Source organism: Phenylobacterium sp. (genome assembly GCF_036264965.1).
In the GTDB taxonomy this organism is placed as follows: domain Bacteria; phylum Pseudomonadota; class Alphaproteobacteria; order Caulobacterales; family Caulobacteraceae; genus Phenylobacterium.
Genome location: NZ_DATAPY010000023.1, coordinates 1 through 18,579 on the forward strand (window position 1 = coordinate 1; position 18,579 = coordinate 18,579).

At 67.7% G+C, this 18,579-nt stretch carries 17 protein-coding genes; 5 read left to right on the forward strand and 12 right to left on the reverse strand.

All coding sequences use genetic code 11. The features are described from left to right. Positions 1 to 61: 61 nt before the first annotated feature. Genes VHS75_RS02510 through tnpA form a run of 4 tightly spaced genes read right to left on the reverse strand, consistent with a single transcriptional unit; the run spans position 62 to position 2,984 of the window. A complete protein-coding gene (locus VHS75_RS02510) occupies positions 62 to 739 on the reverse strand; it encodes a YecA family protein (protein WP_329637026.1) in 678 nt (225 codons plus the stop codon). Continuing rightward, positions 691 to 2,247 carry an IS66 family transposase gene (gene tnpC / locus VHS75_RS02515; RefSeq protein ID WP_329637027.1) on the reverse strand — a complete coding sequence of 519 codons (1,557 nt, stop codon included), beginning with the start codon at positions 2,245 to 2,247 and terminating at the stop codon, positions 691 to 693. Before tnpC ends, VHS75_RS02510 begins: the two co-directional genes overlap by 49 nt. 48 nt (positions 2,248 to 2,295) lie before the next feature. Further along, positions 2,296 to 2,649, reverse strand: a complete 354-nt coding sequence (gene tnpB, locus VHS75_RS02520) for an IS66 family insertion sequence element accessory protein TnpB (protein WP_329637028.1) — start codon at positions 2,647 to 2,649, stop codon at positions 2,296 to 2,298. Next, positions 2,646 to 2,984, reverse strand: coding sequence for an IS66-like element accessory protein TnpA (gene tnpA / locus VHS75_RS02525; protein ID WP_329637065.1), 339 nt, complete (start codon positions 2,982 to 2,984; stop codon positions 2,646 to 2,648). The genes tnpB and tnpA overlap by 4 nt, the downstream gene beginning before the upstream one ends. A gap of 364 nt (positions 2,985 to 3,348) precedes the next feature. On the opposite strand from tnpA, the gene VHS75_RS02530 reads away from it, so the two are divergent. Both VHS75_RS02530 and VHS75_RS02535 read left to right on the forward strand, forming a co-directional pair. Further along, positions 3,349 to 3,819, forward strand: a complete 471-nt coding sequence (locus VHS75_RS02530) for a PEPxxWA-CTERM sorting domain-containing protein (RefSeq protein ID WP_329637029.1) — start codon at positions 3,349 to 3,351, stop codon at positions 3,817 to 3,819. Positions 3,820 to 4,026: 207 nt separating this feature from the next. Next, complete coding sequence (locus VHS75_RS02535) at positions 4,027 to 4,893, forward strand: pirin family protein (protein WP_329637030.1); 867 nt, start codon at positions 4,027 to 4,029, stop codon at positions 4,891 to 4,893. A 71-nt stretch (positions 4,894 to 4,964) separates the two neighbouring features. On the opposite strand, the gene VHS75_RS02540 is transcribed toward VHS75_RS02535, so the two are convergent. Together VHS75_RS02540 and VHS75_RS02545 are read right to left on the reverse strand one after the other, a co-directional pair. Continuing rightward, a complete protein-coding gene (locus tag VHS75_RS02540; RefSeq protein WP_329637031.1) occupies positions 4,965 to 6,233 on the reverse strand; it encodes a cytochrome P450 in 1,269 nt (422 codons plus the stop codon). A 93-nt stretch (positions 6,234 to 6,326) separates the two neighbouring features. Then, a complete protein-coding gene (locus VHS75_RS02545; RefSeq protein ID WP_329637032.1) occupies positions 6,327 to 7,358 on the reverse strand; it encodes an acetamidase/formamidase family protein in 1,032 nt (343 codons plus the stop codon). A gap of 130 nt (positions 7,359 to 7,488) precedes the next feature. On the opposite strand from VHS75_RS02545, the gene VHS75_RS02550 reads away from it, so the two are divergent. Continuing rightward, complete coding sequence (locus VHS75_RS02550; protein ID WP_329637033.1) at positions 7,489 to 8,022, forward strand: SRPBCC family protein; 534 nt, start codon at positions 7,489 to 7,491, stop codon at positions 8,020 to 8,022. On the opposite strand, the gene VHS75_RS02555 is transcribed toward VHS75_RS02550, so the two are convergent. Both VHS75_RS02555 and VHS75_RS02560 read right to left on the reverse strand, forming a co-directional pair. Continuing rightward, the gene (locus VHS75_RS02555) at positions 8,019 to 9,218 is read right to left on the reverse strand and encodes a DUF1501 domain-containing protein (protein ID WP_329637034.1); all 1,200 of its coding nucleotides are present in this window, start codon (positions 9,216 to 9,218) and stop codon (positions 8,019 to 8,021) included. The genes VHS75_RS02550 and VHS75_RS02555 overlap by 4 nt on opposite strands. Continuing rightward, positions 9,215 to 10,729 carry a DUF1800 domain-containing protein gene (locus VHS75_RS02560; protein ID WP_329637035.1) on the reverse strand — a complete coding sequence of 505 codons (1,515 nt, stop codon included), beginning with the start codon at positions 10,727 to 10,729 and terminating at the stop codon, positions 9,215 to 9,217. The genes VHS75_RS02555 and VHS75_RS02560 overlap by 4 nt, the downstream gene beginning before the upstream one ends. 208 nt (positions 10,730 to 10,937) lie before the next feature. Between VHS75_RS02560 and VHS75_RS02565 the strand changes: the two genes are divergently transcribed. After that, positions 10,938 to 12,875: a PQQ-binding-like beta-propeller repeat protein gene (locus VHS75_RS02565; RefSeq protein WP_329637036.1), complete on the forward strand. Its 1,938-nt coding sequence runs from the start codon at positions 10,938 to 10,940 to the stop codon at positions 12,873 to 12,875. A 23-nt stretch (positions 12,876 to 12,898) separates the two neighbouring features. Here VHS75_RS02565 and VHS75_RS02570 read toward each other — a convergent pair whose 3' ends face one another. Both VHS75_RS02570 and VHS75_RS02575 read right to left on the reverse strand, forming a co-directional pair. After that, positions 12,899 to 15,148 carry an ATP-binding protein gene (locus VHS75_RS02570; protein ID WP_329637037.1) on the reverse strand — a complete coding sequence of 750 codons (2,250 nt, stop codon included), beginning with the start codon at positions 15,146 to 15,148 and terminating at the stop codon, positions 12,899 to 12,901. 86 nt (positions 15,149 to 15,234) lie between these two features. Continuing rightward, a complete protein-coding gene (locus VHS75_RS02575; RefSeq protein WP_329637038.1) occupies positions 15,235 to 16,272 on the reverse strand; it encodes a hypothetical protein in 1,038 nt (345 codons plus the stop codon). A 29-nt stretch (positions 16,273 to 16,301) separates the two neighbouring features. Between VHS75_RS02575 and VHS75_RS02580 the strand changes: the two genes are divergently transcribed. Then, positions 16,302 to 17,159 carry an enoyl-CoA hydratase/isomerase family protein gene (locus VHS75_RS02580; protein ID WP_329637039.1) on the forward strand — a complete coding sequence of 286 codons (858 nt, stop codon included), beginning with the start codon at positions 16,302 to 16,304 and terminating at the stop codon, positions 17,157 to 17,159. Between the two features lie 128 nt (positions 17,160 to 17,287). Here VHS75_RS02580 and VHS75_RS02585 read toward each other — a convergent pair whose 3' ends face one another. Further along, positions 17,288 to 17,692: a hypothetical protein gene (locus VHS75_RS02585; RefSeq protein WP_329637040.1), complete on the reverse strand. Its 405-nt coding sequence runs from the start codon at positions 17,690 to 17,692 to the stop codon at positions 17,288 to 17,290. A 78-nt stretch (positions 17,693 to 17,770) separates the two neighbouring features. Then, positions 17,771 to 18,544, reverse strand: coding sequence for an SDR family oxidoreductase (locus tag VHS75_RS02590; RefSeq protein WP_329637041.1), 774 nt, complete (start codon positions 18,542 to 18,544; stop codon positions 17,771 to 17,773). Positions 18,545 to 18,579: the final 35 nt, after the last annotated feature.

The following is an 18,579-nucleotide window of genomic DNA, read 5'->3' on the forward strand; positions in this document are numbered from 1 at the left end:
GTAACTGGCTCCAGCGCCCCACCTTCCACCCGCGATCAGGTCGCGGGAAGATGCCGTCATCTCAGCGATAGGGGGCTCGGTGCGGAGGCTCGTTGTATCGGGTGACGTGATAGTGGTCGCGGATGGCGCGGACGCTCATCGGGATGTCGGTATAGGCCTGCTTCAAGAAGATCTGGGTTTCGATCCCTGCTCTTGGCGGTCCGAGCATCGGCTCGCCGCGGTTGTTCTTGCAGTGAAGCAGGATGGGTAGCGTCAGCCCGTGCAGATGGTTGTCGAGGTTGAGCACGTCTTGCCAAGCCTTGCGGTCGAGATTGACCGCGGTCAGGAAGCCTTCGCACCATGGCGCGGCGTCGATGTCGCCGTTGGACTTGCGGGCGTGCAAAGGCTTTGGCTCCGCATCCGAGAGCGTGGCGCTGAGGGCGTTGAAGCGATCCGCCGTCGCCTTGATCGCTGCAAACTCGGGCGTTGCTCCCACATCCCAGGCGCTGCGTTTCAGGGCCAGGGCGGCGCATATATGGCCCATCAGATCCAGCCCTATGGGCCCTGCAGCCATGGCGGTGACGAAGCCATCCAGCATGGGCAACGTCTTGACGAGGGGGTTGTGCGCCCGCCGCGCGCGCAGCCAGCGCTCAAGCTCCGCGTCGCCCATGGCGCGCTCGGCCGCAGGCCGAGCCTTGGTCGGCGCCCGCTTCATGCCGCTGCCGCCATCTGCACGGCGCGGTCCGCCTTCCAGTTCCACGCCAGCAGACGGTCCAGGTCGTTGGCCTTGGTCTGGCCACTGACGATCTGCTCGAGGACATCGTTCAGCCAGACGAAGGGATCGATGTCGTTGAGCCTAGCCGTGTTCAGCAGCGAAGCCAGGATCGCCCAGGTTTCCGCTCCGCCGTCATCACCGGCGAAGAGATGGTTGCGGCGCCCAAGAGCGATGGGCCTCATCGTTCGCTCCACGCTATTGTTGTCCGCCTCCAGCCGCCCATCATTCAAGAAACGCGTCAGGCCAGACCAGTGCGCCAGATTATAGCGGATCGCGCCTGCGAGCTTGGACTTAGACGACAGACCCGCAAGTTCATCTTCGAAGCGTCGCTTCAGATCGGCCATCATCGGCGCGGTCTTGGCCTGGCGGACCACCATCCGCTCCTGCGCGCTGCGTCCGCGGATCTCGGCCTCGATGGCATAGATCCGGGCAAAGGCGCCGATCGCTTCGGCAGCGAAGGGCGACTGGGTGGTCTTGTAGACGTCGGTAAACTTGCGCCTGGCGTGGGCCAGACAGAAGGCCAGTTCGATCGGCCCGGGCTTGCGCCCAGGCTTGGCCAAGCCCTTGTAGGCGCTATAGCCGTCCACCTGCAGCAAGCCCTGATAGTCGGCCAGTTGAGCGCGGATTTCCTTATGGCCACGGCCCTGAGCGAAGATGTAGACGACCGCCGGCGCCGCCGGCCCGCCCCAGGTCCGATCATCCACCGCATGCGCCCATAGCTGTCCCGTGTGAGTTCGTCGTCGGCCTATCTTACGTACCGGCAGCCGGGTCTCATCGCAGTAGAGGCGCGGATGGCTGTGGATCACCTCAAGCTGGCGCAGATAAAGCCCCTTCAGCCACCACGCCGCCTTCTTCACCCATTTGCCTAAGGTCGCCCGGTCCAGCCTGACGCCCTGGCCAGCCAGGATCTGGGCCTGCCGGTTCAACGGCATGTGCCAAGCATACTTCCACACCGCCACGCTGGCGACCAAGGCCGTGGTCGCCATGCCGCCGTCGAAGAGGCGCAACTTGGCGGGCGCTTGGGTGATCCCGCTCTCGCAAGCGCGGCAGGCGTACTTGGGACGGATGGTGCGCAGCACCCGCACCTGGGCAGGGACAGCGTCCAAGGCCTCAGCGACGTCTTCCCCGATCTTGTGCAGCGCGCCGCTACAGCAGGCGCATGTCGTAACCGCCGGCTCGATCACCTCGATAACCCGCGGCAGCCAGCTCGCCAGCCGGCCGATGTTTCGATTGGCCGGCTTACGCTTGGCGTGCTCACGCGTAGGTGCGGGCGCGGTCTGATCCGTTACAGTCGGCGCATCGGCAAGATCGCCCAGCTCCAGGTCCAGCTGCCCCTCGGCCAGAAGGCTTGCGCGCTCGGAGCGCTGGCCAAAGACCTGGGCGTTGATCTGCTTAATCGCCGCTTTGAGCGCCTCGTTTTCGGCCGCCAGCGAGAGCACCATGGCCCGCAAAGGCTCGATCTCGTGCGGCAGGTCTTCGGCGCGAAGCGGCATGCGCAAACTTAGCTTTTTGAGCCCATAAATGCCAGCAATTACAACGTTTCAGCCTACTTTTGTTGGCCGCCGGACGGGCGCCGCAACCGCCCTTGTCCAGTCCAGACCGGCCACCAGAAGCGCCATCTGCTCGGGGCCGATCTCCACCCGGCCTGCCGTGATCGGAGGCCAGGTAAAGCCGCCAGCCTCTAGCCATTTTGTCGCCAGGATTATGCCGCTGCCATCCCATGTCAGCAGCTTCAGCCGATCCTTTCGTTTGGACCTGAAGATGAAGACAGTCCCGCCGTACGGATCGGCGCCTGGCGCCTCAGCCACCAGGGCGACCAGACCGTTCACGCCACGCCGGAAGTCGATGGGCTGGGAAGCGACGACCACCTTCAGGTCGGCGCGCGGCGAGATCATCCGCTGGCCCGCACTGCCGATAAAACGACCCGCAGGTTAGACCCGTCCACCGGACCGCTCAGCCGGATCCGTGAGCCGGCCAGCTCGATTTCGATCACGCCGCTCGCCGGGCTCAACGCCGGCTCAGCATGCGTGGCCACCACCGGCACGAAATGCAGCGGCGATGCACCGACGCCGTCCCGCACGCATTTGCGCCAGTAGTGCAGCAGACCGATGCTCACCCCATATCGGCGCGCCACCGCCGAGACATTAGCGCCAGGCTCAAGGCTCTCCCGGGTGATCCTCGCCTTCTCCTCCGGCGCCCATCGCCGGCGTCGCTCGCTACCCGTGATCACCTCAATCCGGCGCAGGGGCTCGTCGCGAACCGCGCTCCGCGCACCGTGCTGATGAGGGTGCTGATGACGATCGCCATCGCCTCGCGCACCATGCTGATGATCATCTTGAACGTCCAACGTCGGGCCCCCTCGCCATGCTTGCGGCGATCATCCGGCCTGAAGGCCACGGGCGGTAGGTGGGGCGCTGGCGCCAGTTACTCCTCTATCGCTGGCGACGGATTTACATGGCGGGCGGCGGGTCCGGCGGCTTTGCGCCGGCGGTTGTGGTCGATGCGTCCGGGGCGCGAAACGCCGAGCCGGCGATGGTCGTAGAGTTCTCCAGCGGCGCGCGGGTGAGCATCGCGGCGACGGCGACGTGGACATCTTGAGCGCGTCCGCAACCGTCGACGGCTCCGACCTAGTGCTCAGCGCCACAGCAGACGCGCCGATCGGCACAACGCCGGGCGCCGTCTATGTGTGGGGGATCAACACGGAGGGCGCCGGCGCTCCTGCGCCGTTCGCCTCCGAGGGCTTTGGCTATGTCCTCTTCAACAACGCGATCACGGTGAACCCGGCGACCCCCGCCGCGGGGGTCACGATTTCAGGCGACACCATCACCGATGTGATTGCGATCTCCTCGTTGAACAATGTCGTGCTCAGCCCTGAGCAGTTCGGCATCAGCCTGTGGCCCGTCGTCGACAAGGGCTTCACCGGCTTCGCGGAGTTCGTGCCGGGCAATGGAACCTTCACACCCGGCGTGCCGGAGCCTGCGAGTTGGGCGCTGATGATCCTCGGCTTCGGCGGGCTCGGCGTCGTGCTGCGTTCGCGCCAGAAAGCGGTCGCTGAGGCCGCCTGAACGGATCGGATAGGGCTCGTCGCCGGCGGAGACGCCGGCGACGGCTTCCGTCAGGCCGACTTCGGAAAGGGAGCCGGCCTTTTTGTTTTTGGGCAGGTCGTCCGAGGGCGCGGGAGGTGACCGGTATCAGGACTGTGCCTGCTTGCGGCCGCGAGGGCAGGGGAACATATCCCGCCTCAGTCACAAAATGATACCGGATTGCTCACCATGACCCGCCTCATCTCTCGCATCGACACCACCCCCGCACCCGAGCCCGGCTTCATCGGCGAAGGCCACACCGCCGTGGAGGTCGTGCGTTCGACGGCGCTTGCCGCCACAGATCCCTTCGTCCTGCTGATGGACGATCGTCTGGACCTCCCGGTTCGCCGCATCATTGGCGGCCCTCATCCCCACGCCGGACTTGAGACGGTGACGCTCATTCTCGAGGGCGGGCTGTTCGATCGGGACGAGGGTCCGATGGAAGCCGGCGATGTGGTCTGGATGACGGCGGGCCGGGGGATCATCCACAACGAAGCGGTCGAGGCCGAGGGGCGGACACGGATCCTGCAGCTTTGGATCGCGCTACCGGCCTCCGACCGGAACCTGCCGCCGCGATTCCAGATCATCCCGCGCGACCAGGCGCCGGTCGTTCGTGCGCCCGGGGCCGAGGCGCGCCTGTACAGCGGCGCGTCAGGCTCGACCGCGTCGACGACCGCCAATCGGGTTCCGGTCACCATGATCGATCTTAAGCTGGAGCCGAAGGCGACCTTCCGGCAGGACCTGCCGGCCTCGTACAACGGCTTTGTCTACGTGATCGAGGGCGCCGTTCGTGTCGGTGGGGAGACGGTTGTGGCCGGGCAGACAGGTTGGTTCGGGCCTTCGGAGGCGGCGGATTTGGTCCTGGAGGCGACTGACGGCGGCGCTCGGCTCGTGCTCTATGCCGGGAAGCCGATCAGCGAGCCGCTGATCCAGCACGGCCCGTTCGTGGCGGATTCCGCGGCCACCATCAACGAGCACTTCCGGCGCTATCGGGCCGGCGAGTTCGTGAACATGAGCGAGTTGCATCCAACAGAGCCGGCGCACGCCGCGCTGTGAGGCCAGGGTGACGCCAAAGACGGGACGTTCCGCTACCTGGCGTTCAAGTTCGAGGCGGCTGCGGCGGCCCGCTAAGCTCGGCGCGGGATGCGCACCCGCAGGGTCTCGTAGCCCTTCACGAACACCGAGTGGGTGCGCTGCGGCTCCTCGACGAGCTCGATGTGCGGGAAGCGCGCCAGGATCTCTTCCCAGATGATCGTCAGCTGCAACTCGGCCAGCCGGTTGCCGACACAGCGGTGGATGCCGAAGCCGAACGACAGGTGGGTGCGCGGCCGCTCGCGGTCGATGACGTAGGCGTTGGGATCGGCGATGACGCTGTCGTCGCGGTTGCCCGAGACGTACCACATGGCCACCAGATCGCCCTCGCGGATCGCCTTGCCGCCCAGCTCGAAGTCTTGGGTCGCCGTGCGCCGCATATGCGCCAGCGGCGTCTGCCAGCGAATGGTCTCCGAGACCATAGAGGGGATCAACGACGGGTCGGCGCGCAGCTTGTCGTACTGATCCGGATGCTTGTTCAGCGCATAGACCGAGCCGGAGATGGTGTTCCGCGTGGTGTCGTTGCCGCCGATGATCAGCAGGCCCAGGTTGCCGTTGAATTCGTGGACGTCCATGTCCCGGGTGGCCTCCCCGTGGGCCAGCATGGAGATCAGGTCGAACTTCGGCGGCGCATCGATACGCTCGTTCCAGAGCTCACGGAACGCCGAGAAGCAGACGTCCAGCTCCTCGCGCTTGTGGTCCCAACTCTTCACCGGCCCGAAGCCCGGCGCATTGGTCATCATGTCCGACCAGTAGGTGAGCTTGCGCCGCTCCTCGAAGGGGAAGTCGAAGAGGGTGGCGAGGGTCATGGCCGTCAGCTCCTTCGAGACCAGGTCTACCCAGTCGAAGGTCTCGCCGATCGGCAGCGCGTCGAGGATCACGCCGGCGCGCTCGCGGATGGTCGGCGCCATGTTCTGCAGGTTCGACGGCGCGACGACCGGGCTGACCGTGCGCCGCTGCACGTCGTGCTTGGGCGGGTCCATGGAGATGAAGCTGGAGCGCGTCGGGCGCTTGGCCATCTCGGCCTTGGACTCGAGCGACTGCAGGGTGATGCCGTCCGCCGAGGAGAACACCTGGTGATTGGTGTCGACGGCCATGATGTCGTTGTAGCGGGTGACCGACCAGAAGGGCCCATAGTCGCTTTCCGGCGTGTAGTGCACCGGCGCCTCGGCGCGCAGGCGGTCGAAATAGGGCCACATGGCGTCGGTGGCGAAGAGCTCCGGCTGGGCCGGGTTCAGTGTTTCCAGCGGCTCGGCGTAGGCGCGGGCCTGGGCTTCGCGCTTGAGATCGACGGATCCGTCCATCGTACTTACCTCCTCCAGCGGCGTGCCGGCGCGGTTGGCCCGCGCCGTCGCTCTTGAGGGATGGGACGCTCGCCGCGGCGCCCTGGCAAGCCGCTATTTGGCGAAGACCGCCTTGGGCATCATCACATGGACGCCCTTGTTGCGGTCGACCAGCTCGCTGATGTCGACGTCGCCGGCGACGCTGACCAGCATATAGGCGTCGTCACGGGTCATGCCTTTGTGGGTGGCGAGGAACTCGACCATGTTGCGCACGGCCTTCACGGTCGCGACGGCGAGGTCGTCGTCGAAACCCATGGCGATGTAGTGGGTCGGACTCTCGGCGCGCGGATAGGGCAGGCGCTCGCCCTTGTGCAGGATGAACTGGAAGGTCCCCACCAGGGACGTCTCCATCGCGGTGACGTCGACCTCGCCATTGCCCTGGCCCGCATGGCCGTCGCCGACGTTGAAGAAGGCGCCCTTCACGAAGACCGGCAGGAAGAGCGTGGTTCCGGCCACCAGTTCCTTGTTGTCCATATTGCCGCCGATCACCGTGGGCGGCGTGGAATCCCAGCGGCCCATCTCCTGTGGCGGGGCTACGCCCATGCTGCCGAAGAACGGATGCAGGGGAATGACGATGCCGGGGCCGAAGCGCGCGACCATCGCCTGCCGATCCAGGGGGATGATCTTGGTGCGGCGGTAGGGGAAATCGTCCCGCAGCAGGCCGTTCGCGGCGCCGAAGCCGTTGTAGGCATAGGGGATCGCCAGATCGATCTTCTGGATGCGGATTTCCAGGGTGTCGCCGGGCTCCGCGCCTTCGATCACAATGGGGCCGGTGAGCACGTGGCCGCCGGGGCCGCGCGCGGACGCCGGCACATGTTCGTAGACGTCGCGCAGGGCCGGCTCGATCTGGTCGTCCGGCACGCCGTTGGCCTTCAGGCCCGTCGGGTTGTTGGTGAGCAGGGTGTGCACCGCCACCACGTCGCCCGACTTGACCGTTAGCGCGGGCTTGTCCGTCCCGTCATAGTGGCCCCAGGCCACGGTCGAAGGCGTCGGCTCCAGGGTATAGGTGGCGGCCGCGGCGCCAGAGGTGGCCGCGAACAAGCCGAGGGTCGCCACCAGGGCGGCGGGCTTTGCGTGTCTGATCATCTGTATCCCCGATGCGCCCGGTCCAACGAGGCGAGCGCGGACTATTGGACCGTCGCCGAGCCGACGCAAGCCGGCCTGACGTTAAGGGAAGCCTGGCGCGGAAAATTTGCACAACGTGTCGGCGTGACCGATGCTGCGGCGTCTTCCAGCAGGCATCGAGGCGATGCCCAACTGGATCAGGAGCCTCAAGATCATGGCCGAGACCTTCCGCGTCGAACGTTCGACGGTGATCGACGCCCCGCCGGCGGCGATCTTCCCCCATATCAACGACTTCCACGCCTGGGCGGACTGGTCGCCCTTCGAGAAGATGGACGCCGAGATCGCCAAGACCTTCACTGGTCCAAAGAGCGGCGTGGGCGCGGGCTATGCCTGGGTGGGCAAGAAGGCCGGCTCCGGCAGCATGGAGATCCTGCGAGCCGATGCGCCCTCGAAAGTGGTCATCAAGCTCGACTTCACCAAGCCGTTCACGGCGCACAACACCGCCGAGTTTACCCTGGAGCCGCAAGGCTCCGGGACCAAGCTCACCTGGGCGATGTACGGGCCGACGACCTTCGTCACCCGGCTGATGCACATGGTTTTCCCCATGGACAAGATGGTCGGCCCGCAGTTCGACGAGGGCCTGGCCGCGCTGAAGGCGATCGGCGAGAACGCGCTGGTCGTCTAGACGAGCTGCAGGTCTTTCGGCGCCGCGCCGGGGAACACCTGGCCGAGCTGGTTCTGGTTGAGGCCGTAGATCCGGCCGAACAGGCCGCCGATCAGGGAGCGGTAGTCGGTGAGCACGGCGTAGTCGCGGTTCTGGTTCAGGGTGGTTTCGACCACTTGGACCTGTTCGCCGGCCAGGCGGCCGCCCTTCACGCCGCCGCCCAGCACCCAATAGACGCTGCCGTGGCCGTGGTCGGTGCCGCGGTCGCCGTTCTCTCGGAAGGTGCGGCCGAACTCGGAGACCACGACGACCACGGTGTCCTTCCAGGCGTCAGGCCCGATCTCGTCGGCGAAGCCCGCCAGACCGCGGCCGAGCTCGCCCAATCGGCCGGCCAGATAGCCCTGGGCCGCGCCCTCGTTGACGTGGGTGTCCCAGCCGCCGATGTCGACAAAGCCCAGATTGTAGTTGGCCTTCATGAGGCGCCCGATACGCCGCGCCGACAGCTCGAAGCCTTTCGGCGAGACCGCGCCGCGGTTGGCCGCGACCATCTCCTGGGAGATCGACTGGTAGACCTGGTTGCGGACCTGGAAGCCCTCGGCGACCGCGGGACCGAGCGGCTGGCCCTGGTACATCTGCTGGATCAGGCCAGCGAGATGGTCGTCCACGCCGGGCTTGCCGACCGCGCCCACGGCCACGTTGGGGATCGCCTTGCCGCCCCGGAAGGTGAGGGGAAGCTGGTCGGTGAAGGCGATCGGCTCGGCGCCGTTCAGGGTCATCGACAGCCGGCTCATGAAGCCGGAGCCGTAGTTGCGCGAGCCCTGCACGGCCTGGCCGAGCTCGATGGTGTCCTGGGTCTCGAAATGGCTGCGCGACAGGTCGTCGCCGGCGCCGGCGAAGGGCACGAAGGCGACCTGGCCGGCCTTCCACAGCGGATAGATGGTGTCCTTCAGCGCCGGGTGCAGGCTCCAGTCGGCGTCCAGCGGCAGGGCCGCGTCGGGATTGGCCGGATCGGGCTTGACGATGTGGAGGGTCGGACGAGCCTGGTAGTAGAAATCGCTGCCCGTGGGGATCACCACATTGGCCGCGTCATAGGCGCCGCGCAGGAAGACCACCAAGAGGCGGGTCGAGGTCTGCGGCGCGGCCCAGACGCCGCCGGCGACCAGGGCCGGCGCCGTCGCGGCGGCTAGGGTCAACAGATGACGGCGATGCAGGGTCATCGGCGCATGAACTCCGGAGATGACAGGAACAGGGTGTTCCAGTCCTGCGGCGATCCCGCCTGGCCGAGGGCTGACTTGGTGGTGGGGGCCAGCGTCTGGTCGAGGCCGGCCTTGTAGTAGAGGGCGTTCTGCAGCTGCGGGAAGGCCGGCTGGTCCTTCGCCTGCGGCTGGTCGAGCTTGAAGAGCCCCGCCGACCCGGAGCCGATCTGGCGGGCGATCTCGAAGCGCACGGCCATCTGGCCCGGGCCGTTCCAAGACGCCGACGCCGCGGAGAAGCCGTCCGGGGTCTCGTGGTTGTAGAGCCCCTCGCTCATCCGGTTCAGCCAGTTCTGCATCGGGGTGGTGTTGAGGATCACCCGACCGTCGTAGGCGAACCGCACCGCCGACACCGTGTAGTGCATCGGGTCCTTGAAGGCCTTGCCGAGGGACGCGTCGAACTCGCGGCTGGTGAACAGCACGCGCAGGGTCGCGGCGATGTCGCCGTCGGAGCGCTGGAACGCCTTGGCCATGCGGTCGACCAGGGCCGGCGGCGGATCGTCGCCCATGAAGTAGGCCGCCATCTGGGCCGAGACGTGGTGAGCGGTGGCGGGTTCCCGGGCGATGATGTCCAGCGCCTGCTCGACCTCGCCGAAGCCCGAGCCCTTGATGGTATGGCCCAGGAAGACCTTGTCGCCAAAGTCGTGGCGGTTCGGATTGAACTCGAACAGGCCGGAGCGGACCAGCAACGGCTGGTAAGCGGCCTTCAGCTTCGGCGGATCGGGGTTCACGTCGACGCCGACGCCGGTGAGGATGCGCGCCAGCTCCTGTACGTCCCTCTGGCTGTAGCCGGAGCCCACGCCCAGGGTGTGCAGCTCCATGATCTCGCGGGCGTAGTTTTCGTTGATGTGGCCGTTCGCGTTCTGGTCGTTGTCCAGATAGCGCAGCATGGCCGGGTGTTTGAGCGTGGCTTCCAGCAAATCGCGGAATTTGCCGAGCGCGCGCGGCCGGATCGCCTGGTCCTCGTAGTCGCCGATCATGGCGCGGACGTCGCGCTTGTACATATGGACGTTGAAGTGGTTCAGCCAGAACCAGGTCATCTGCTCCTGCAACTGATCCGGCGAATAGAGGTCGCGCAGCAGTTCGCGGGTCGCCGCCTGTTTGCCGAGGTCGGTCATGGCCTGCTGATAGGCCTGCTGGGCGAGCTTCTTCTGGTCGGGGTCGGTGAGCTTGTTGGCCGCCTGGATCTGGGCGTTCAGCTGCACGACCAGCTCGGGCATGGGCGTCTTGGAGACGGGCAGGGCGTCGACCTGCGCCTGGGCCGCCGGCGGCAGGCGGTCGCCGGCCTGCGCGCGCAGCTGTCGGTCCAGCCAGGCCCGCGCGCCCAGCTTCTGCAGGTCTTCGGCCGCGCTGGCCGACTGGCCCCAGGTGACGCGGTTGAGAAGGGCGAGGTCGTGCGCGTTGAGGCTCACCTGGCCGTCGGTCGCGAAGGCCGTCGAGGCCGCAAGGGCGACAGCAGCAACGGCGGCTGTCATCAGCGCTGTCTTAGGTCGTCTAGGGCGCATGCCTGACGCTTCCCACGATCTCAAGGAGGCTACGGCTCCAAGGTTACAGAACCACGAAATCCCGGCGCCACTAAGGCGCGGTATGACCTGACCGGAAGCTGAACAAAGCCGCGGGTCTGCTTGTTATCGCCCCCCGGCGCCGTCTAGGCTTGGAAAAACCGGTTTGGGGAGCGACGGGATGAAGGCTTGGATTTTCGCGGCGGCCGCCGCTGTGGGCGCGGCGCTGCTCGCGACGCCCCTGGTGGCGAGCGCCCAGGCGGCGGCTGGTGGCGAGGCGGTGTTCAACGCCCGCTGCAAATCCTGCCATGAGCCGGCCATCGACCGCGCCCCGAACCGGACCACGCTGTCGACCTATCAGCCGGCGCAGATCCTCCAGGCCCTGACCGGCGGGGTCATGGCGCCGATGGCCCAGGGCCTGTCGGACGCCGACAAGGCTGCCGTCGCCGCCTATCTGACCACGCCGGTCGCCGGGCCCGACGCCCATCCGCAGCCGGGCGGGGCGCGAGCCGCACCCGTCGCCAGCCGCGGCGTCGACGTCATGTGCACGACGACGCCGCCGATCCACACGACGCCCAGTGACTGGGCCGCCGTGGGCCGCGACGCCAACTCCAGTCGCTTCCAGCCCAACCCGGGCCTGAAGGCTGTCGATGTGCCGAAGCTGAAGGTGAAGTGGGCCTTCGCCATGACCGGCGGCTCCATGCCGACGGTGATCGGCGATTGGCTGTTCATCACCAACCGCTCGGGCAAGTTCTACGCGCTCGACGCCAAGACGGGCTGCGTCCACTGGGTGATCGAGGGCGTCTCCTCGCGCACCACGCCGATGGTGGTGAAGAGCGCCATTTCGCCGAGCGGCTGGGCGACCTTCGTGGGCGAACGCACCCGGGTCGTGCGGGCCATGGATGCGGCCACCGGCAAGGAGATCTGGCGTTCCGGCCAACTGGAGACCAATCCGGTCGCGGGGATCACCGGGACGCCGGTCGTGTCCGGCGATCAGTTGTTCGTCCCCCTGACCTCTGGCGAGGAGCCGGCGGCGCGGCAGCTCAGCTACGCCTGCTGCAGCTTCCGCGGTTCTTTGGTCGGGCTCGACCTCGCCACCGGCAAGACCCAGTGGAAGACCTTCGTCATCACCGAGCCGTTGCATCCGACCCACAAGAACTCGGCGGGCGTGATGATGCAGGGACCGGCCGGCGCGGCGATCTGGTCGGCGCCCACCGTCGATGCGAAGCGCGGCCTCGTCTATGTGGCCACCGGCGACAGCTACACCGACGAGCCCACCAAGGGTGACGACGCCATCGTCGCCATCGAGATGAAGACCGGCAAGATCCGCTGGAGCACGCAGGTCACTGAAAAAGACAACTTCATCATGGGCTGCGAGAACCACTCGAACCTGCCCAACTGCCCGACGCCGGTGGGCCCCGACTATGACTTCGGCGCCTCGCCGATCCTGTTCACGCTGCCGGGCGGAAAGCAGATGGTGCTCTCGGGCCAGAAGTCGGGCATCGCCTACGGCATGGATCCGGACACCGGCAAGCTGGTCTGGAAAACGGCGGTGGGTTCGGGCTCGGCGCTGGGCGGCATCGAGTGGGGCATGGCCGCCGACGGCAAACGCCTCTTTGTGGCGATCTCCGACGTGATCAACCTGTTCGGCGAAGTCCCGGGCGCGCCGGCCATCACCGACGACAAGCTTGGCCCTGCCAAGCCCGGCCTCTATGCGCTCGATCCGGCCACGGGCAAGTTCCTGTGGTCGACGCCTGCGCCGAAGGCGCCTTGCCACTACGCCGGCGACCGCAGCCGCGACTACGCCAAGGGCGCCTGCATCCGGGCGCAATCCGCCGCGCCGTCGGCCATGCCGGGCGCGGTGTTCTCCGGGACGATGGACGGCTGGTTCCGGGCCTACGATCCGGCGAGCGGCAAGATCATCTGGGCCTTCTCAACGACCGGCCAGACCTACGACACGGTCAATCAGGTGAAGGGCCAGCCTGGCGGCAGCATCGACGGCATGGGCCCGGCCATCGCCGGCGGCATGGTCTATACCATGAGCGGCTTCCTGGGCGCCGCCAACACCGGCGGCAATGCGATGAACGTGCTCTTGGCCTTCTCGCCGGACGGCAAGTAGCACGAGCCCAATCGGGACAGGGTCTAGCCGGCGATCCGCAGGATCTCGCCCAGCAGCTGGCCGGGCGAGAAGGGCTTGGGCACGAAGCCGTTCATGCCGGCGTCGTGATAGGCGGCCTGGTGATGGGTCATGACGTCGGCCGTCAGCGCCACGATCGGCACGTCGGCCTCGGGCGAGCCCATGGCGCGGATGCGGCGCGTGGCTTCCATGCCGTCCATGCCGGGCATGTTCACGTCCATCAGGATGAGGTCGTAGCCGCCGCGGGCCGCGGCGGCGATCGCCGCCTCACCGCTGTCGGCGGTCTCGGCCTCGGCGCCCAGGGCCTCGAGGGACTTCAGGCCCACCAGGCGGTTGGTGCGGTTGTCGTCGACGATCAGCACCTTCAGCCCGGTGAGCGGCGCATCGCCGGCTTCGGCCTTCGGCGTGGGTGCGGGCGCATCGGCCGGCGGCGCGTCGATCTCGAACCAGAAGACCGAGCCCAGGCCCTCGGCGCTCTCGAAGCCCATGTCGCCGCCCATCATCCGCGCCAGGTTGCGCGAGATGGCCAGGCCCAGGCCGGTGCCGCCGAACTTGCGGTCGGGGCCGGTGTGCGCCTGTTGGAAGCGGTCGAAGAGGGCCTCCTTGGCGTGGTCGGGGACGCCGACGCCGGTGTCCTGAACCTCGACGCGCAGCTTGCGCGCCGCGCCGGAGCCGCTGAGGCTCATGCGCACCTCGACGCCGCCGGTCTCGGTGAACTTCACGGCGTTGCCGATGATGTTGAACAGGCACTGGCGCAGTCGGATCGGGTCGACCATCGCCCAACCCATTGGCTCGGCGGTCGCGCGCAGATACAGGTTCTTGCTGTCGGCCTGCGGGTGCAGCAGGGCCACCACGCTGGTCATCACCGCGGCCGGATCGGTCGGCGCCGGCGTCACGTCCAGCTTGCCGGCCTCCATCTTGGAGAAATCGAGCACGTCGTCGATCAGCTGAGCTAGCATGTCGCTGCAGGCCAGGGCCTCGCCCAGCAGGTCGCGGCCCTCGGCGCTGAGGCTCTCGCGCTTCAGCAGGTTCAGCACGCCCACGATGCCGTTCATCGGCGTGCGGATCTCATGGCTGACCGAGGCCAGGAAGCTCGATTTGGACGCCGTGGCGGACTCTGCCAGCAGGCGCGCTTCCGTCAGCGCCAGCTCCTGACGCTTCTGTTCGTCGATATCCAGCAACAGGCCCACGCCGCGCGTCGGCGCGCCCGAAGCGTCGCATTCCGTCTGCCAATAGACGCGCACCCACATCGGACCGTCGGCGCGGAGGACGCGCGCCTCGCTGGAGATCGCGTGGCCGGCTTTCATGCTTTCGACGCCCATGGCGCGCATGGTGTCGCGATCATCGGGATGGAAGATTATCCGGGGATCATCGGAGGCGGCGGCGACGTCCAGGGCGACTTGCCCCATCAGGTCGCGGAACTCCGGCGACAGCCAGTATTCGGCCTTGGCGTAGTCGTAGCCGAAGACCCCGGCGCGGGCGGCGGTCAGGGCCAGCTTCAGGCGCCCGGCGCTGGCGTTGGCGTCGTCGCGGGCCTGCGCCAGGTCGGTGACGTTCTGGCTGAGGCCGTACATCTCGTAGCGGCCTGAGCGGAGCTTCCGGCCGGAACGGTAAAGCACGCGCAGCACCCGCCAGCCGCCGTCGCCGGTCCGATAGCGCATGTCGGCCTCGGCCGTGCCCTCCTCACGGGTCAGGCGCTCGCGGATCTCGTCGTCGATGACGCGGTCGTCTTCGTGCTGGATGAGCTGCAGGGTCGCGACCGGCACCGGCTCCTGATTGCCGCCGTGGCCCAGGGCGAGCTCGCTCGGGAAGTGGTAGACCTCGGCGTCGGGATCGTAGCGCCAGACACCCACCTCGGCGTCATGCATCAGCCGGCCGCGGGCGGCGAAGTCGGCCTTCATCCGCTCCAGCACGGCGCGCTCGCCGGTGACGTCGACCAGGATCGCGAGGATCCGGCCGTCGTGCTGTTCCTGCAGGTCCAGGCGCAGCCAGCGTGGACCGTCGGCGGCTTGGAATCCGAAGGTCTGGACGCCGTCGCCGGTGGGGACATCGGTGGCCGCGGAGCGCAGGCGATGGCCGAGCGGCTCGCCGATCAGGCTGGCGGCCGGCACGTCCAGTAGCTCGGCGAAGGCGCCGTTGGTTTCCACGACGCGCAGTTCGGAATCGAGAACGGCCATGGGCAGGGGCAGGGTGTCAAAACCCAGCCCTTGGGCCCCTCCGCTGGCGGCGTCCCGGGTGGCGTGCAGCGTTGCCATGCCGCCACCATGCCCGCGGCAGGTTAAGGGCTTCCTTTCAAACGCGGATTTTGGCGGCCCTTTGCCGGGCCGAGCCGCCCGCAGGGTTAGCCGCCGCTGACGTCCACCGCCTCGATTTTCTTGCCCTCGCGGTCGGCCTTGCGGGCGCCGGCCAGGATGCCGGGCAGCGCATAGTTGCCTTCGTGGCAGGCGTATTCGTAGACCGGCCCCTTGGCGGCGTTCAGTGGCATCTCCGCCTTCCAGACCTGGCTGTAGGTAGCCGGATCGTCGACCGAAAAGCGGTAGAGGATCTGGGTCGGTGAGACGCGGGTGAAACGTTCGGTCACCTTGGCGCCCGGCGACAGCAGGATGGAGTTGCCGAAGTAAGGGCGCAGGCTCTCGCCCGGATTGAAATTGGTGGTCTCGACCACCAGCGTGTCGCCGTCCCACCAGCCGATCGAGTCGCCCATCCAGGGCCGCATGTAACCGGGCAGGTGCGCCTTGTCGGCCAAATCCTTGCCCACCAGCCGCACGATGCGCACGTCGTGGTTCATCTCCACCAGGATCGCCACGGAGTCCTTGGACTGCACGATCTGATAGTTGTTGTTGTAGAGCACGTTGAGCATCGGCGGGCCGGCGGTCGAGCCAAAGCCCAGGATGCAGCGCTCGCCGAGCGGGCGGTTTTCCGGCCCGTCCCAGCTGTTCCGCGCCTTGCGCAGCGCCTCGATGTAGGCGGCTTTTCCGGTGGTGGAATAGGGCAGCTGGCCATCGACGGGATCGACGATCCAGGAGGTGCGGACCTGTCCGCCGATGCGGCCCAGGCTGACGCCGGGGTCGGTCCAGGAGGCGTTGTAGCCGCCCGGATCGTTGGCTGACGGCGGCGCGCCGGAGTTGGGATCGGTGGGCTTGTCGGCCTGGGCGCGGGCGGCGGCGCGGCGTTTCTCCATGGCCGCGGCCTCGGCTTCGGTCAGCGTCAGCGTCTTGAACATCGCCGGCCGCTGCAGGCTGGTCAGCGAGGCGTTGGTCCAGGTCCCCTGCAGGTCCGGCTGGCCGAAGCCGTTGCGGGGCGCTTGGTAGCCGGCGGCCTGGGCCGTGGCGGTGAGGGCGAAGCTGGCGGCGAACGCCAGGGCGGCGATTTTGTTCATGGGTGGATAGTTCGCCTGCGCGGCTCGGCTTGCAAGCCGCCTCGTGTATCGTGGTCCGTCATTGGAGGGCCGCCGGCACGGACGAACTGTTCGACGCGAGATGGACGCACATCGCCGTCAGCCGCCGCGAGGCCGTCTGCGAGGTGGCGCTGGCGCGACCGGAGGCGCGCAATGCGCTGAACGGTGAGCTGATGGCGGAGCTGACCGAGGCGGCGCGCCTGCTGCGCCTGCGCACCGACATCCTGGCGGTCATCCTGACAGGCGCCGAGACCTACTTCTCCGCCGGCGCGGACCTCTCGGCCAGCCAGACGCGGGTCGGGCAGGGGACCCTTCTGGAGGGCCGCCGCGCGATCATGGCGGGGCCGGACCTCTGCAAGGCCTGGGATGAGATCGAGGCGGTGACCATCGCCGCCATCGAGGGATATTGCATCGGCGGCGCCTGCGCGCTGGCGGTGTCCTGCGACTTCCGGGTGATAGGGCAAGGCGCCTACATGCGCCTGCCGGAGGTGCCGCTGGGCATGAACATGAGTTGGCGGACGCTGCCGAAGCTGGTGGCCCTGGCCGGCCCCTCGCGCGCCAAGCAATATGTGATGTTCGGCGAGGCGGCGGATGCCGAACGCTGCCTCGCGTGGGGCCTTGCCGACGAGGTGGCGGAAGCCGGCGGCGCACTGGCGGCCGCCCGCCGGTGGGCCGACAAGGTCGCAGCCCTGCCGCCGCTGCCGGTGCGCATGACCAAGGAGGCGGTCAACGCCATCTCGGCGGCCACCGCCCAGGCCAGTATCTATATGGATCGCGACCAGTACCTGCTGGCCAGCCGCAGCGCCGACTATCGGGAGGGTATCGCCGCTTTCCGCGAGAAGCGGCCGGCGAAGTTCAAGGGCGACTAGAGCCCTTCCCACTCAGGTTAAATCAACCTGAGTGGATAAGAAGGGCTCCAGATATTGCCGACGCCCCTGTTCTTTCCCGGCTGACTTGATCCAAGTCAGCCGGGACAGGGTCTAGCGCGCCGTCGCGATCAGCCCTCGGGCGTCTGAGGGCCCGAATAGGCCAAGTAGCCCCGCTCAACCATCCGGCGCATGGCGCCGTAGACTTCGCTGAGCTCTTCATAGGCCATGCGCAAGTGCGCCAGGTGCTCCACCTGATCGCGGGTCAGGGCGTGACCCTTCTCCGTGATCGCAAGCGAGGCGGCCGCCCATTGGGTGCGGGCCACGGCCGTCGCCAAGGCGAGACGTTCGAACTGCTGGGCCTCGGCCTTGCCGATCGCGCCGCCCAGCACCTTCTTGTTGGCGGCGTAGGCGGCATAGTCGATCTGCTCGAGCTGGCCGCGCAGCTGGCGCTGGGCCTTCGGATCGACGTCGTCGTCCGGCTCGAAGTGGTCGGCGGCGCTGCGCCACAGGCTGGTCGCACGGCTAATCGGCATGGCTTCTCCCCGGACCTACATCTCCGTGAGCACGCACCAACATAGGCGCCGAGAATTAACAAATTCCGTGGGTTGGCCTCAGGCGTTCCGAGCCATCAACCCGCCGTCCACCGGAATGGTCACGCCGGTGATGTAGGAGGCGGCCGGCAGGCAGAGGCTGAGGGTGATGTGGGCCACTTCCTCGGGGCGGCCATAGCGACGCAGCGCGGTGCGGCGGCGCGCGAAGGTCTCCTTGTCGGCGACGGGGATCGCCTCGGTCATGCCGGTCAGGATCGGGCCCGGGCAGATGCAGTTGACTGTGATCCCCTCCGGACCCAGCTCAACCGCCAAGGCGCGGGTCAGACCGGCGACGCCCGCCTTGGCCGCGGCGTAGGCGCTGTCGCGGGCCGTGGCGCCCAGGGCCTCGGTGGAAGCGATGTTGACGATCCGCGGAGAGGCAGACTTGCGCAAATGGGGCAAGGCGGCGCGGATGATCCGCTGGTGGGCGCTCAGCATGACCCCCAGCGCGCGGGTCCAGACCGCCTCGTAGTTGTCGGCGTCCACGGCTGCGAAGCCGCCGATCCCGGCATTGTTGACGATGATATCGAGCCCACCGAACCGCGCCGCAGCCTGGGCGACGACCGCCTCGATAGCGGCGGCGTCGGCCACGTCCAAGGTCCAGGCCTCGGCGCTCAGGCCGCGATGCACCAGGTCGTCGGCCACTTCGCGCACGCTCTCGGCGGCGATATCGGTCAGGGCCACATGCGCGCCCTCGGCGGCGAACACTTCGGCGGTGGCGCGGCCCATGCCGCTGGCCGCGCCGGTGATGAGGACGGTGGACCCGGCGACGGATCGGCTGGCGGCGTGGCTCATGGGACGATGCTGTCACGCCGGGAGGTCAGGTCAAT

What these genes read in the sequence shown, in the direction of transcription:
- tnpC (WP_329637027.1), bottom strand. Translation starts at nt 2,247, where the DNA reads ATGCCGCTTCGCGCCGAAGACCTGCCGCACGAGATCGAGCCTTTGCGG.
- tnpB (WP_329637028.1), bottom strand. Translation starts at nt 2,649, where the DNA reads ATGATCTCGCCGCGCGCCGACCTGAAGGTGGTCGTCGCTTCCCAGCCC.
- VHS75_RS02535 (WP_329637030.1), top strand. Translation starts at nt 4,027, where the DNA reads ATGACCCGCCTCATCTCTCGCATCGACACCACCCCCGCACCCGAGCCC.
- VHS75_RS02540 (WP_329637031.1), bottom strand. Translation starts at nt 6,233, where the DNA reads ATGGACGGATCCGTCGATCTCAAGCGCGAAGCCCAGGCCCGCGCCTAC.
- VHS75_RS02545 (WP_329637032.1), bottom strand. Translation starts at nt 7,358, where the DNA reads ATGATCAGACACGCAAAGCCCGCCGCCCTGGTGGCGACCCTCGGCTTG.
- VHS75_RS02550 (WP_329637033.1), top strand. Translation starts at nt 7,489, where the DNA reads ATGCTGCGGCGTCTTCCAGCAGGCATCGAGGCGATGCCCAACTGGATC.
- VHS75_RS02555 (WP_329637034.1), bottom strand. Translation starts at nt 9,218, where the DNA reads ATGACCCTGCATCGCCGTCATCTGTTGACCCTAGCCGCCGCGACGGCG.
- VHS75_RS02560 (WP_329637035.1), bottom strand. Translation starts at nt 10,729, where the DNA reads ATGACAGCCGCCGTTGCTGCTGTCGCCCTTGCGGCCTCGACGGCCTTC.
- VHS75_RS02565 (WP_329637036.1), top strand. Translation starts at nt 10,938, where the DNA reads ATGAAGGCTTGGATTTTCGCGGCGGCCGCCGCTGTGGGCGCGGCGCTG.
- VHS75_RS02570 (WP_329637037.1), bottom strand. Translation starts at nt 15,148, where the DNA reads ATGGCAACGCTGCACGCCACCCGGGACGCCGCCAGCGGAGGGGCCCAA.
- VHS75_RS02575 (WP_329637038.1), bottom strand. Translation starts at nt 16,272, where the DNA reads ATGAACAAAATCGCCGCCCTGGCGTTCGCCGCCAGCTTCGCCCTCACC.
- VHS75_RS02585 (WP_329637040.1), bottom strand. Translation starts at nt 17,692, where the DNA reads ATGCCGATTAGCCGTGCGACCAGCCTGTGGCGCAGCGCCGCCGACCAC.
- VHS75_RS02590 (WP_329637041.1), bottom strand. Translation starts at nt 18,544, where the DNA reads ATGAGCCACGCCGCCAGCCGATCCGTCGCCGGGTCCACCGTCCTCATC.